This is a genomic window from Bradyrhizobium sp. CCBAU 53351, assembly GCF_015291745.1.
In the GTDB taxonomy this organism is placed as follows: domain Bacteria; phylum Pseudomonadota; class Alphaproteobacteria; order Rhizobiales; family Xanthobacteraceae; genus Bradyrhizobium.
The window spans coordinates 6,935,145-6,948,400 of sequence record NZ_CP030059.1 but is presented as its reverse complement, the minus strand read 5'-3'; the positions used below and the strand labels follow the sequence as shown (position 1 = coordinate 6,948,400).

General features: G+C 65.3%; 15 protein-coding genes and 1 tRNA gene. 9 read left to right on the top strand and 7 right to left on the bottom strand.

Annotated features, from left to right (window positions below; translation table 11 throughout):
• Positions 1–236: 236 nt before the first annotated feature.
• The 3 genes from XH83_RS33075 to XH83_RS33065 all read left to right on the top strand — a co-directional run bounded on the left by XH83_RS33075 (position 237) and on the right by XH83_RS33065 (position 1,697).
• Positions 237–313, top strand: a tRNA-Arg gene (locus XH83_RS33075).
• A gap of 84 nt (positions 314–397) precedes the next feature.
• Entirely contained in the window at positions 398–754 is a 357-nt protein-coding gene (gene queD, locus XH83_RS33070; RefSeq protein WP_194404754.1) for a 6-carboxytetrahydropterin synthase QueD, read from the top strand.
• Between the two features lie 49 nt (positions 755–803).
• A complete protein-coding gene (locus XH83_RS33065) occupies positions 804–1,697 on the top strand; it encodes a hypothetical protein (protein ID WP_194404753.1) in 894 nt (297 codons plus the stop codon).
• Positions 1,698–1,711: 14 nt separating this feature from the next.
• On the opposite strand, the gene XH83_RS33060 is transcribed toward XH83_RS33065, so the two are convergent.
• A complete protein-coding gene (locus XH83_RS33060; RefSeq protein WP_194404752.1) occupies positions 1,712–2,485 on the bottom strand; it encodes an IclR family transcriptional regulator in 774 nt (257 codons plus the stop codon).
• Between the two features lie 206 nt (positions 2,486–2,691).
• Here XH83_RS33060 and XH83_RS33055 point away from each other — a divergent pair, with 206 nt between their 5' ends.
• The 3 genes from XH83_RS33055 to XH83_RS33045 are packed head-to-tail and all read left to right on the top strand — an operon-like array spanning position 2,692 to position 6,622.
• On the top strand, positions 2,692–3,483 hold the full coding sequence (locus tag XH83_RS33055) for an enoyl-CoA hydratase/isomerase family protein (RefSeq protein ID WP_194408478.1): 792 nt from the start codon (positions 2,692–2,694) through the stop codon (positions 3,481–3,483).
• A 3-nt stretch (positions 3,484–3,486) separates the two neighbouring features.
• Positions 3,487–5,574, top strand: a complete 2,088-nt coding sequence (locus tag XH83_RS33050; protein ID WP_194404751.1) for an acetate--CoA ligase family protein — start codon at positions 3,487–3,489, stop codon at positions 5,572–5,574.
• A gap of 10 nt (positions 5,575–5,584) precedes the next feature.
• Positions 5,585–6,622, top strand: coding sequence for a tripartite tricarboxylate transporter substrate binding protein (locus tag XH83_RS33045; protein WP_194408477.1), 1,038 nt, complete (start codon positions 5,585–5,587; stop codon positions 6,620–6,622).
• 107 nt (positions 6,623–6,729) lie between these two features.
• Here the strand turns inward: XH83_RS33045 and XH83_RS33040 are convergent, their stop codons facing one another.
• The 5 genes from XH83_RS33040 to XH83_RS33020 all read right to left on the bottom strand — a co-directional run bounded on the left by XH83_RS33040 (position 6,730) and on the right by XH83_RS33020 (position 9,252).
• Positions 6,730–7,095 (bottom strand): BA14K family protein, encoded by a 366-nt coding sequence (locus tag XH83_RS33040; protein WP_194404750.1) that lies wholly within the window; start codon positions 7,093–7,095, stop codon positions 6,730–6,732.
• A 127-nt stretch (positions 7,096–7,222) separates the two neighbouring features.
• Positions 7,223–7,486: a hypothetical protein gene (locus XH83_RS33035; RefSeq protein WP_194404749.1), complete on the bottom strand. Its 264-nt coding sequence runs from the start codon at positions 7,484–7,486 to the stop codon at positions 7,223–7,225.
• Between the two features lie 234 nt (positions 7,487–7,720).
• Positions 7,721–8,155, bottom strand: coding sequence for a nucleoside diphosphate kinase regulator (gene rnk, locus XH83_RS33030; protein WP_194404748.1), 435 nt, complete (start codon positions 8,153–8,155; stop codon positions 7,721–7,723).
• 10 nt (positions 8,156–8,165) lie between these two features.
• Positions 8,166–8,651: a GreA/GreB family elongation factor gene (locus XH83_RS33025; RefSeq protein WP_194404747.1), complete on the bottom strand. Its 486-nt coding sequence runs from the start codon at positions 8,649–8,651 to the stop codon at positions 8,166–8,168.
• Positions 8,652–8,925: 274 nt separating this feature from the next.
• The gene (locus tag XH83_RS33020; protein WP_194404746.1) at positions 8,926–9,252 is read right to left on the bottom strand and encodes a hypothetical protein; all 327 of its coding nucleotides are present in this window, start codon (positions 9,250–9,252) and stop codon (positions 8,926–8,928) included.
• A gap of 268 nt (positions 9,253–9,520) precedes the next feature.
• On the opposite strand from XH83_RS33020, the gene XH83_RS33015 reads away from it, so the two are divergent.
• Entirely contained in the window at positions 9,521–10,186 is a 666-nt protein-coding gene (locus XH83_RS33015) for a class I SAM-dependent methyltransferase (RefSeq protein ID WP_194404745.1), read from the top strand.
• 13 nt (positions 10,187–10,199) lie between these two features.
• On the top strand, positions 10,200–11,243 hold the full coding sequence (locus XH83_RS33010) for a zinc-binding dehydrogenase (protein ID WP_194404744.1): 1,044 nt from the start codon (positions 10,200–10,202) through the stop codon (positions 11,241–11,243).
• Here XH83_RS33010 and XH83_RS33005 read toward each other — a convergent pair.
• Positions 11,236–12,408: an MFS transporter gene (locus tag XH83_RS33005; protein ID WP_194408476.1), complete on the bottom strand. Its 1,173-nt coding sequence runs from the start codon at positions 12,406–12,408 to the stop codon at positions 11,236–11,238. The genes XH83_RS33010 and XH83_RS33005 overlap by 8 nt on opposite strands.
• 199 nt (positions 12,409–12,607) lie before the next feature.
• Here XH83_RS33005 and XH83_RS40325 point away from each other — a divergent pair, with 199 nt between their 5' ends.
• Positions 12,608–13,255, top strand: a complete 648-nt coding sequence (locus XH83_RS40325) for a LysR family transcriptional regulator (RefSeq protein ID WP_305825906.1) — start codon at positions 12,608–12,610, stop codon at positions 13,253–13,255.
• Position 13,256 lies beyond the last annotated feature (1 nt).

Here is a 13,256-nt window from a genome sequence, read left to right as displayed (position 1 = left end):
ATGGCCCGAAGGGCCGGGCCCGGAATCCATAACCCCGGCTGGTGGTTATGGATTCTCGCCGCTTCGCGTCGCCACGGAATGACGGAGGGGAGAGATGAGTGAAAAACCGCGAAAATCTCCCCATCCCGGACCTTGCCAATCGGGACAAGAGCGGTTAGTCAGAGCGCTCTTTCGCACCCCCTCCGGCCCTGCCGGGGGCTGCGTCGCGGGTCCTGCCCGCGCTGTTTGCGAAACACGCGCCCGTAGCTCAGCTGGATAGAGCATCAGACTACGAATCTGAGGGTCGGACGTTCGAATCGTTCCGGGCGCGCCATTCTTCGCCGAAAGGTCAGGACAAAGCAGCATCTGGTCGCCAGACGGGCCCGAGACCGGATGGCTTCGCCGTGTGAGGAGCGGAATGAAGATATCGCAGGCGTTCAAGTTCGAGGCGGCGCATCGGCTGCCGAACGTGCCCGAGACCCATCGATGCCGCCGGCTGCATGGTCATTCCTACCGGGTCGAGGTTCAGCTGGACGGACCGGTCGACCCGCACACCGGCTTCGTTGCCGACTTCTTCGATATCGAAAAATCCTTCGCCGACATCATGGGCGCGCTGGACCACCACTGCCTGAACGACGTCAAAGGCCTCGAGAACCCGACCGCCGAGAATATCGCGATCTGGATCTGGGACCGGTTGAAGCCGAGCCTCTCACAGCTGTCGGCGGTTCGGGTCTATGAAACGGCCGATTGCTGGGCTGAATTCAACGGGCAGTGACGGACAGTCGAACGTTTCCGGCACGGCATTTCGATAGTACGTTCATCTGATGCACACCATCGATCGCCTGCTCTCCTGTCTCGTTCTTTTCCTTGCCATCGCGGCTGCCCCTGCGCGCGCGGCCGAAACCTGCCCGTTCATCAGCAGCCAGGAGCTCGCCCGCGCGATGCCGGCGTTCAAATGGTCGCTGATCTCAAATCAGGACGGCCGCGGCTGCATCTATCAGGCCGGGCGCGGCGACACGATGATGCTCACCGTGTTCCGCAATCCCGACAAGGACCGCGCCAGGGAGTTGTACGCGACCTTCGTCAAGACGCTTGGCGAGCGCATGAAGCTGAGCGCCGTGGCGGGGATCGGCGAGGAAGGCCAGGGCGGAACGAGCGCCGCCGGCGCGGAGCCCCAGGAGGCCGCGGTCGTCGTCTTGTCCGGCGATTACATTCTCCAGATCACCGTCTATCCGATCGGCCGGCGTGCCGACGATGCGCTGCTCGGGCCGCTCACCGAGGCCTCGCGCATTGCCATTGCCAACGTGAGCAAGAGCAGCGAGCGGTTCGGCACTTGCGAGTGGCTCGCGGCTGCCGATGCTGACGGTTTTCTCGACGCGAGCACGCTGACGGTGCAGCGGACCGGCGCAGGCAGCTGCATGATGTTCGATCGCGAGGCCAACACCATGACGGTCGCGGTGATCGCGACCTCGCGCGACACCGCCGCCGGCATGATGAAGCGCGCAGGCCCTTGCAAGCATGTCGCGATCCCCGATCTCGGCGGCGAAGCGTTCGGCGAACATTCCTGCACCAAGGGCAACGGCAACGCCGTCAACATCTTCGTCTGGAAGAACGGCAGGCAGGCATCGATCCTGTTCGCACCGGTCAAGCCGCACCCCGAGTCCGGATCGGTCGAGCGCCTGAAGGCGGTCGCGGCGCGGGTCTATGGAAAATTGTAAGGGCGCTGGTCGCTTCAGCCCGCCAGCACCTCCTTGCACTTCGCCGCAAACGCCTTGAGGTACGTGCCCATCTCGCTCGCCAGCGCATCGGACCGGTCGACATTCTGCAGGCTCATATTGAGGGCGTAGACCGGGAGCCCGTCCAGCACGATCGGCGTTGCGACGGCGACAACGGCGGGCTGCCATGATACGGCGCAATATCCGTCGCGCTCGACGGCGCTGATCGATCTCCTGACCTCTGCCAGCAGCGCCTTGGTGGCGGCTGCGCTGCGCCGCTTGAACTGCTTCAGCAATCGCTCGCGCTCCGTCTCGGCAAGGCCGGCGAGGTAGGCGCGGCCCAGCGACGTCAGTTCCATCGGGACCTGCTGGCCGGCGACCACGTTGCGCAGCGCCGCGCGCGGGCTGTAGCGGATCGACTCCAGGTAAACCATCATGGTTCGATCCGCGGTCGCAAGTCCGACGTTCAGCCGGCGCTTGGCCGATTCGGCCCGCATCATCGGTCCGATCGCGTTGAGCACGGGCGATCCCGTCCGCATCGCGTGACCGATGCTGATGACGGATGCGGCAAGCCGGTAGGTCCTCTCGCTGCGGACTTCGTCGAGCATCCCGGAATTGACCAGCGTTCGCATCAGCCGGCTGACCGTCGATCGTGGCAGACCTGTTCGCTCCGCGATCTCGCCATTGCCGAGCGTGTCGACACCGGGCCGGAACGCCCTGAGGATCTCGATGCCCCGTTCGAGCGACCGGTTGCCGTCAACCCCGCCCGCATATCTGGGCGCCTGCGCCACATCCAGCCTCCATCGGCATTTCCACTTAGTGGAATTAGGGGGATGTTGCGGCAGGTGCAAGCCGCTATCACCACCGGGAGAAGAATGCCCGGCCGCAACTGGCTCGACGAGGAAACGGCACGGCCCGAACAGCCATTCGACATCCGCGCTGGGTCGCGGTGATCGATCCGACTCCAACCACGGAGCCTGCCATGTCCTATCAGCTCATGCCGTATCAGCTCATCGAATTTTCCGTCGAGGCCGGTGTCGCGACGCTCGCCTTCAACCGGCCGGAACGCCGCAACGCCATGAGCGACGAGATGCGCGCCGAATTCACCGGCGCGCTCGAAACCGTCGCCCGCGACAAGGCGATCAAGGCCCTGGTGCTGACCGGGCGCGGCCAGGCCTTCTGTGCCGGCGGCGACATCAGCGGCATGAAGCGCCGGCTCGAAGCGCCGCAGGGCGAGGTCGCGTTCAACGGATGGAGCCGTCAGCAGGGCGTGCATCACGTGCAGTCGTTGCTGCTGGGCCTTCCGAAGCCGACGATTGCCGCCGTCAACGGCGCCGCCGCGGGGCTCGGTGCGGACACCGCGCTGGCCTGCGACTTCGTCATGGCAACGGAACGATCGAAATTCACCTGGTCCTACATCAAGCGCGGTTTGATCCCCGACGGCGGCGGTCTGTATTTCCTGCCGCGACGGGTCGGGCTCGCGAAGGCCAAGGAACTGATCTTCACCGGCCGCGTCGTCGAGGCCGACGAGGCGCTCGCGCTCGGCATCGTCGATCGCAAGGTGGCTTCGGCCGAGCTGCTGCCGGCCGCGCAGGCCTGGGCGGCCGAGCTGGCTCAGGGGTCTCCGACGGCTCTGGCGCTGAGCAAGAAGATCCTGAACGAGACCTTCGAGCATTCCGCGCACGACATCTTCAATCTCGGCAGCCAGGCGCAGGCCATTTGCTACACCAGCACGGAGCATCGCGACGCGGTGGCGGCGTTCCTCGCGCAATCCTCGTCGAAGGACTGAGCGATGAACGCGATCGAACGCCTGATCCGGCCGCGCAGCATCGCCATCATCGGCGCGTCCGCAGACCCCAGCAAGACGTCGGGGCGACCTGTGTCCTATCTTCAGAAGCACGGCTTTGCGGGCGCGATCTATCCCGTCAATCCCAAGGTCGCAGAGATCGGCGGCATCAAGTGCTACGCCGACGTCGCCTCGCTGCCTGATGTGCCCGACGTCGGCCTTGTCCTCGTCGGCGCCGAGCGCGCGCATATCGCGGTGCGCGAATTGTCCGAGCGGGGAGCCGCCGCCGCGATCGTTCTCGCCAGCGGCTTCACCGAGACCGGAGCGGAAGGTGCCGCGCGCCAGCACCAGCTCATGCAAGCCGCCGGATCGATGCGCGTCCTCGGGCCGAACACGATCGGTCTCGTCAATCTCACCGACAATATCGTGCTGTCGGCGTCGGGCGCGCTGGCGATGGACGACTTCCCGGCCGGGGGCATTGGGCTGATCTCGCAAAGCGGGGGGATTCTCGGCGCCGTGCTGTCGCGCGCCGCGGCGCGCGGAATCGGGCTGTCCAAGCTGGTGTCGACCAGCAACGAGGCCGATCTCGAGCTCTCCGATTTCATCGACTTCCTCGCCGAAGACGATGCGACCAAAGTCATTGCACTCTATATCGAGGCGATCCGCAATCCGCTCCGCTTTCGCGAGGCGGTGCTCAAGGCGCGCCGCGCCGGCAAGCCCATCGTCGCCTTCAAGATCGGGCGATCGGAGGCGGGTGCACAGGCGGCCGTTTCGCACACCGGCGCGCTGGCCGGCTCCGACCGCATGTACGACGCCCTGTTCCGGCAGCTCGGCGTGATCCGCGCCCGGACCTTCGAAGATCTGCTCGACATTCCCGCAGCCCTCAGTGCGGGGCGGAAGCTTTCCGGCCGGCGTGTCGCGATCCTCACCTCGACCGGCGGCGCCGGCACGATCGTATCGGACAGTCTCGGTGTCGCAGGCTTTGTGACACCCGCACCCGATGCGGAGACGGCCGCGCAATTGCGCAGCCTGCAGTCGGGCTCGCATGCCAACCTCGATCGCAATCCGATCGACGTGACCCTCGCCGGCCTGCAGCCGGATTTGCTGCGCGGCGCCATCCGCATCCTGCTCGCAAGTCCGTCCTATGACGCGCTCATCGTCATTGCCGGCTCGTCGGCCGTGGGGTCGCCGGCCCTGATGGCCGACGCCATCCATGACTGCTTGCCGCTCAGCGACAAGCCGGTCGTCGCCTATGTCAGTCCCCACGCGCCCGAGGTGGTGGCTGTGCTGACCCGGCGCGGCGTCCCCGCCTACACCTCGGCCGAGAGCTGCACTGCGGCGCTCGACGGGCTGTTGCGAGCCGCAATGCCGGAGCAGGTCCAGGCATCCGATTCGCCCCCGACGGCGGCGGATGCCAGCGGTTTTCCGGCGGGACCGCTCGATGAAGCACAGGCCAAGGCGCTGTTCGCCCGGTTTGGGATTCCTGTCGTGGCGGAGAAAGTGGTTGCAACAGCGCGCGAAGCCGAGCAGGCGGCGCGCGGCCTCGGGGGCCGTGTCGTGCTCAAGATCCTCTCGCGCGAGATCGCGCACAAGAGCGATGTCGGCGGCGTCGCGATTAACCTGACCACTGAAGTGATCGGCGATCGCCTGGCTGCGATGGCGGCTGAGGTCGAGGCCAGGGCCGGGAAGCGACCCGAGCAGTTCCTGGTTCAGGAGATGATCTCAGGCGGCGTCGAGATCATTCTCGGCATGCATCGTGATTCCCTGGGAACGGCAATCCTTCTCGGCATGGGCGGCGTCGCGGCCGAACTGTTCAAGGACACGACGATGCGTCTGCTTCCGCCGAATGGCGGCCTCGATCTGTCCGAGGCGCGCGCGATGGCGCGCGATCTCGTCACATGGCCGTTGCTGGATGGCTTTCGGGGCCGGCCGACATGCGATGTCGAAGCGCTCGCAGAAGCGGTGGTCGCGTTCTCGCGCATGGTTGCGCAGCTCGGGGATCGACTTTCGGAGGCGGAGATCAATCCGGTGTTCGTGCTGCCGGCGGGCCAGGGCGTGAAGGCAGCGGACGGATTGGTTGTTCTCAATGTCTAGACAGAGTGGGATGGAGCTCCAGATGGCCAGCAGCGGAAGCATCGATCACGACGGCGCGCGGCAGAGGAATTTCGCCGTGCGGCGCCGGCAGAGCCTCGCCATTCTCGCCTGTGCGATCGTCGCGGGGCTCGGACTGACGCCGGCGCGCGCCGAATATCCTGATAAGATCATCAAGATCGTCGTGCCCTTCGCAGCCGGCGGCGGCACCGACATCATGGCGCGTACGACGGCGCAGGAGCTGCAGACGGATCTCGGCAAGTCCGTCATCATCGAGAACAAGCCGGGCGCCGGGACCATCATCGGAACCCAGACGGTGGCGACCAGCGAGCCCGACGGCTATTCGCTGCTGATGGCGACGTTCGCGCACGCGGTCAACCCGAGTCTGTACAACAAGCTGCCGTTCGATCCGCACAAGGACTTCGCGGCGGTCTCGCTGATCGCGCGCTCCTTCAACATCGTCGTGGTCAACCCGGCATCGAAGATCAACTCGATCTCGGATTTGATCACGGAGGCCAAGGCCAATCCCGGCAAGCTCAACCTCGGCACGTTCGGCACCGGCACCTCGGCGCATCTCGCGGGCGAGCTGTTCAACTCCATGGCGAAGGTCAAGATGACGGCGGTGCCCTACAAGGGCGCGGCGCCCGCGATCAGCGATCTCCTGGGCGGCCAGATCGACGTGATGTTCACCACCGTGGCGAGCGCGGCCTCGCTGGTGGCCGCAGGTCAGCTCCGGGCGCTGGCCGTCACATCCGCCGAGCGCTCGGCGGCGTTCCCGCAGTTGCCGACCGTTGCCGAGGCCGGCGTGCCCGGCTACGCCGCCGAATCCTGGTACGGCTTGTACGCTCCGGCCAAGACGCCGGCGCCGGTGATTGCGCGCCTCAATCAGGCGATCGCAAAGGCGGTTCAGTCCGGTGCCTTCAAGAAGCTGGAGGCGAACGAGGGCCTCATCATGGTCGGCAGCGCGCCGCAAGAGCTCGACCGCTATGTCGGCCAGGAGGAGGCGCGCTGGCGCAAGCTGGTCAAGGACGCGAACATCGAGGTGCAATAGCATCGCAGGCGCGTTCGATCACCCTTGGGATGGGCCGCAACGTCTGTACCGTAGGCCGGCAGCCTCTCGCATCGCGGGGGAGGCTGCCGTCGCCTCTCATGCGTGCGTCACGGACAGGGGTGACGCAAACCGTCGTTACCTAGAAAAGTCCCTGAGCCGGGGTCATAGGAGCGATAGCGCTGGGCGCAGTAGGAGGTCGCGTTGGCCTGAGCCTGGCTGCTGGCGATTGCGCCGCCGATGATGGCGCCGGCCGCCAAGCCGCCAAGGACGGCTGCGCCGTTCCCACCGTGATGGTGCCCGTAATAGCCATGCCGATATCCATGTCCGTGCCAGTGCCGGTACTGCACTTGCTGCAAGCCGGAGTCAGCACCCGGATTCGCGATCGGCAGAGGCGCCGCAAGCACCGGTGATGCCGCGGTCCAGAGCATCGCTCCAGCGGCCGCGAGGGCGACGAAAGTTCTGCGCATTTTCATGTCGGGCTCCGTGTTGTTGAGGATGGGGAGCAACGGCCGCTTGCCCGCTCCGTTCCTTCAGCGCGAGACGAGCGACAGAGGGTCGCGGAACATGAATTGTTGGTAAGGATGCAAGCCTGAGATGTGGCTAGCGGTCCTCGCCGTCCCGCCGGCGGAAGGGATCGGCGACATCATCGTGGCCGCTGCGGCTGCTGAAGAACATCAGGGCCATCAGCCCGCAGCCGATCATCAGGGAGAAGAAGGCTCCGAGGCCCAGCGCGATCCAGCCATGCTTGCCCATCTCGACGCCGCTGCTGGTTTCCCAGACTGAGAATCCCCAGACGCACGTCAGGATCAACAAGGCTCCGAGCGCAACCAACAGGGCGATCTGGCCGGCACTGATGTTCTTCATGATTGTTTTCGTTCCCGTGCCTGACGAGGTCAATTGCGAAGGGCGACGAGGCGTTACTGACGACGCCCACCTTCGGCTGCTTCTGAGAGTTCGCCTGCGGAAAAACGCTAGCGAGCCTTGGAAGGGAGCTCGTTGTGCTACAGCAAGTTCCATCGCAGGTCGTCTGTCAAACCCGTGCGACAGGCGGGGCGCGCATCAAGGAGCGGCGCGCCCGCTAACGCGAAAGAGTCATGCTCATTTGGATCGGTCGTTCCCTTCCGATTCGGAGACGGCAAGAACGGTCAACCCTCTGATGCGCTTGTCCGGCGTCTCGAATGCGATGCGCTGTCCCACCGAGAGGCCGATCAGGGCCGCTCCGACGGGCGTCAGGATCGAGATCCGGCTGAGCGCGATGTTGGCCTCGTGCGGATAGACCAGCACGATCTCGCGGCTCGCACCCCTGTCGTCGCGATAGGTCACTTTGGAGCCCATCCTGACCACGCCGCACAAGTCGTTCTCTTCCGCGACCGTCGCGCGGTCCAGCTCGCGGGCCAGAAACTGGGCGACACGGGGAAACAGATCCATGGTCGAATTCGCCAGCGAGCTGAGACGCCGCGATTCGTCTTTTGCGAGCTTGATCGGCGGCAGCGCGGGCTGGTCCCGCCGAATCTCGGCTTCGAAGTTCTGCATTTGGCTTCTCCTATGCTGCAGTCGGTCCAGGATCATCGTCGAGCGGCCGGCTGCGCCGATTTGCGGGAAAGAGCGGAACGACGTTCGGGCTTGATCGGGTGACGTTCAAAACCCTGACGACATTCAGGCAGCCGCCGACGACGTACGGCATTTGATCGCCGACCTGCAGGCCGATCAAAGCCGCTCCCAAAGGCGTCAGGACCGAAATGCGGGCGGGATCCGACCAACATTCCTCGGGCCAGACCAATTGCACGATGCGACGCGGAACGCCCCAGTTCGTGCAAAAGGTGACCCATGATCCGACGATCACCCGCGAACGGAGATCGTCCCATTCGTCCGGCACGATGTCGGCGCGATTGACTTCACCCAGCAGGAAGATTCCGTCCAAATCACCTCGTTGGGCGGCGCGGCGGGCAAGCTGTTCGAGCCGCGGATATTCAGATGCGACGAGCGCAATTTTCGGAAGAGGCAGCACGGCACACTCCTTCTGCTTCAAGACGACCTCTCAGGCAGAGGTCACGAAAGCTGGAAAAGAGCCCGGACGGCGCGAACACCGTCCGGCTAACCGCCTGCTTGGAGGCGGCCGGCGTGAAGACCGAAACGCGCGGTGCGCGCGTCTATGTCGACGACATATGCCATGACATTCTGACTATAGTGATTCATTCCGCTGGAAACATTGCGGCGAAACCGCACAGCCGCGAGCGATCGGATATTTGCGGCAAGCTGCGATTGGGCAGCGAAGCGAGCCTCACATTCCGTGGCTCGGCCTTTCACTGCAGTCCTTGCTCGTCGATCAGGATGCGGTGAATCTCGATGCGCTGCGGCAGCTCGATCAGGAATTCCGCGTCGCGCGCGAGATGATGGACCTTGGTCGGCTCGCCCCCGGTGAAGGCCGTCATGGCTGCGATGTCCGCCCAATAGGAGATGGTCGTGAACCAGGTCTCCTCGTCGCGGTCCTCGCGTAATTGCTGCACACCGAGCGCGGTCTTGCGCAGCGGCGGAATGCCCTCGGCCTGCAGATAGGCCTGGTAGGCGTCGGCGACATCGCGGCGGGTGCGACCGCGCCAGATGCGGGCGATGGTCGGTTTGGTCGGCATGGTGATCTCCCTTCGCGCCAACGCCGTGCTTCGCATTCGCGTTCCCCGCGTCTTCATGTCACTGCTGCCAGCCGCATTGGAACCTCGCCGGGCTCCGCGCCCCGCAAGGCTCCGTCGCGCTGCTGCCCAAGCCGTCGCAGGACTCCCCATCATTGATCTGCAGCAATGATGATCTCGACCACCAATGCTAGAAGGACTCGCAAGTCGCGACTCACGGCTCCCCGGCCGGTCGCGGCCATCGCAACGCGCTTTGGAATCCGAGGGTTGAATGGGACGACTGCTGAATATCGTGACGCCGCTGCATACGGCGACCAAGCGCGATTACATGGGCCGTATGAACGACGACAAGATCGGCTGCTCGCTGAAGGCGCGGGAATACGAGGCCGATTATTGGGACGGCGACCGCCGCTTCGGCTATGGCGGCTACCGCTTCATCGAGGGGCGCTGGGCGCCGGTCGCCAAGGCGCTGATCGAGACCTATGGTCTGAAGGACGGCTCCAGCGTGCTCGACGTCGGCTGCGGCAAGGGATTCCTGCTGTACGAGATGCAGAAGATCCTGCCGGGCTTGAAGGTCGTCGGCTTCGATATCTCCAAGCACGGGCTCGCCAATTCGCACGAGCAGGTGAGGCCGTATCTGTTCAACTATCGCGCCCAGGACGTCTATCCCTATGGCGACGACAGTTTCGACCTCGTCATCTCGCTCGGCACCTTGCACAATCTGCGACTGTACGAGCTCGAGGCGGCCCTCAAGGAGGTCGAGCGGGTCGGCAAGAACAAATACGTCATGGTCGAGGGCTACCGGAACGTCGCCGAGTTGCACAATCTCGAATGCTGGGCGCTGACGGCGGAGTCCATCCTGCACACCTCGGAATGGATCTGGCTGTACGGAAAGCTGGGTTACACCGGCGATTACGAATTCATCTATTTCGAGTGATCGGGCGATCTCCATGGACATCAAGACTGCCAAGGCGGCCATTCTCGTCGAATCGGGCAAGCCGCTGATCGTCGACGAGTTCACCTTGCCGGACAGGCTCGAACACGGCCAGGTGCTCGCGCATGTGCACACGTCGAGCATCTGCGGCGCGCAGATCAACGAGATCGACGCGGTCAAGGGCGTCGACAAGTTCCTGCCGCACCTGTTGGGTCACGAGGCGCTGGCCACGATCGTCGAGACCGGACCCGGCGTCGTGTCCTGCAAAGAGGGGGATACCGTCGTCATGCATTGGCGCCCGGGCAAGGGCGTCCAGTCCAACACGCCGGTCTATTCCTGGCGCGGCAAGCGGCTCAACGCCGGCTGGGTCACCACCTTCAATGAATATGCCGTGGTATCGGAAAATCGCGTCACCCCGGTTCCGGCTTCGATCGACCGCACCAGCGCGCCGCTGCTCGGCTGTGCCGTGACGACCGCGCTCGGCGTCGTCAACAACGACGCGCAGATCGCCATCGGCGAAGCCGTCGTCGTGTTCGGCGTCGGCGGCGTCGGATTGAACATCGTGCAATTTGCCGCGATGGTCGGTGCCTATCCCGTGATCGCGATCGATCGCCTCGACAACAAGCTCGAGATGGCCCGGCAGTTCGGCGCGACGCACCTCATCAACTCCGAAGCGGTCAAGGATGTCGCCGCCGAGGTTCGATCGATCACCGGCGCTGACGGACCCGACAAGGTCGTCGAGACCACCGGCGTCAAGAATCTGATCGAGCTCGCCTACGAGATCACCGCGAAGAAGGGCCGCTGCGTCCTCGTCGGTGTTCCCCGCGAGAAGGCCGAGATCTACACGCTGCCGCTCCATTTCGAGAAGGTGCTGAAGGGTTCGGAAGGCGGGCAATGCCAGCCGGCGCGCGATATCCCGCGGCTGGTTCGCCTGAGCGACGCCGGCAAGGTGAACTACCGTGGGATCGTCACACACGAGTTCGCGCTCGACGGCGTCAACGACGCGCTGGACCTGATGCGCAGCGGCACGTCCGGGCGAATCCTGCTGAACATCAGCTGAGCGCGGCGCAGGCGCCGACGATATGTCGGCGCTGGCGCTGCAGCAGCCAGGCTGCAATCGCGATGTTCACGATATTCCAGGCGATGCCGTTGATCAGCGCCGACGCGTAGGAGCCGGTCGCATCATAGATCGCGCCGGCCATCCAGCCCCCCAGCGCCATGCCCGCGAGCGTGACCGAGATGGCGAGACTGATGCGAAAGCCGGCCTCCCGCGCCGGGAATAGCTCGCGGATGATCACGGCGTAGCTCGGCACGATGCCGCCCTGCGCCAGTCCGAATATAGCCGACACCACATAAAGCGAGACCAGGCCGTTGAACGGCAGATAGAGTGCGAGTGCCGTGGCCTGCATCGCCGAGCCCAGCAGCAGCGTCGGCAGGCCGCCGATGCGGTTCAACAGCCAGCCGAAGAACAGACGGCTCGCCACACTGAAGCCGAGCATGACCGCCAGCATCTCGGCGCCGCGCGCGGAGCCGTAGCCGAGGTCGCCGCAATAGGCGACCAGATGGACCTGCGGCATCGCCATGGCGACGCAGCAGCATATGCCGGCGAGGGCCAGCAGGCCCTGGGTGACGGAAGGGGACAGGCCGATCGACTGCATCGTGTTGCCGCGGCTCGTCGCTTCGCGCGCAGCCGCCTGGACGGGCGGCCGCCGCAGCAGCACCAGCGAGAGCGGCAGCATCGTTGCCAAACAAAACAGGCCGATGCCGACATGGGTCTGCCGCCAGCCGTAGGAGGCGATGGCCTGCTGGACAATGGGTGGCCAGACAACGCCGGCAACGGAGCTGCCGGCCGTCGCCAGGGAAATGGCGAGGCCGCGGTGCCTGTCGAACCACAAGGAGACATCGGCCACCAGCGGCGCGAAGCTCGCCGCGCCGCCGAGGCCGATCGTGACGCCTGAGATCAGCGCGAACATCGGCAGGCTCGGCGCGAAGGCGGTGAGGACGTAGCCGAGGCTCATCAGGATCGTGCCGCCGGCCAGCGGCAGCAGAATGCCGAAGCGATCGGCCAGGCGGCCGACGACGATGCCGCCGATCATGAAGCCGATGATGGTGAGCGTGTAGGGCAGGGCCGCCTCGGCACGGGGCGCATTGAAATCGGCCTGCACTGCCGGCAATGCCACCACCAGCGACCACATGCCGACGCAGCCCAGCGTGCTGAGGGCCATGGAGACGGTGAGACGAATCCAGGAGTACGAATTTTCGATCGACGGCTTTTCGAGCGGCACTGGTTTCCTCGGGCTGCGCTAGGGTCGGCCCTGGGGTATCGCTCGCCGTCGCCGGCGACAAAGCAGGATTTCTCTTTTGTCGCGCGAGCGAAACTCATGCATCCTGCCGGTCTCCCCCCCGCATCGTCCGGAGCCGGCCATGACGTATCTTCTGCCGCCACTCAATGCCCTGCGTGCCTTCGAGGCCGCCGCCCGTCATCTCAGCTTCAAGCAGGCCTCCCACGAGCTGCATGTCACGGCCGGTGCGGTCAGCCAGCAGGTCCGCCTGCTGGAGGAGCGGCTGGGGGTGCAGCTGTTCGAGCGCCGGACACGGCAGGTCATTCTGACGTCGGCCGGCGAGACCTATCTGGAGCAGGTCCGTCAGGCGTTTCGTTGCCTTGCCGAGGCCACCGCCGAGCTCAAGCCCGATGGCGTCACTGCTTTGCTTCATATCGGGCTTCACGCCAGTTTTGCCGTCGACGGGCTGCGTACGCGCCTGGCCCGGTTCCGCCGCGCCGAGCCGCAGCTCGCCATCCGCATCAGTCAGCCGGCGGGGCTGCACGAGCTGCTCGAAGGCAAGGTCGATGTCGTGATCGCGGACCGGGTGCAGCGCTGTCCAGGCTACAAATGCGAGCCTCTGGAGCGCGGCTTCCTGATCGGCCCGCTCGGGACCGCCGATTGCCCGGAGATCGAGACCCTGCGGTCCTGCCTGCTTGGCGATGTCGAGCTCGAGGGCGCCATACCCAGAGCGCCCCTGGTCGCCGGCCCAGCCAAGCCGCGCACCATGACGGCTTCGCGCCGGCCGTAAC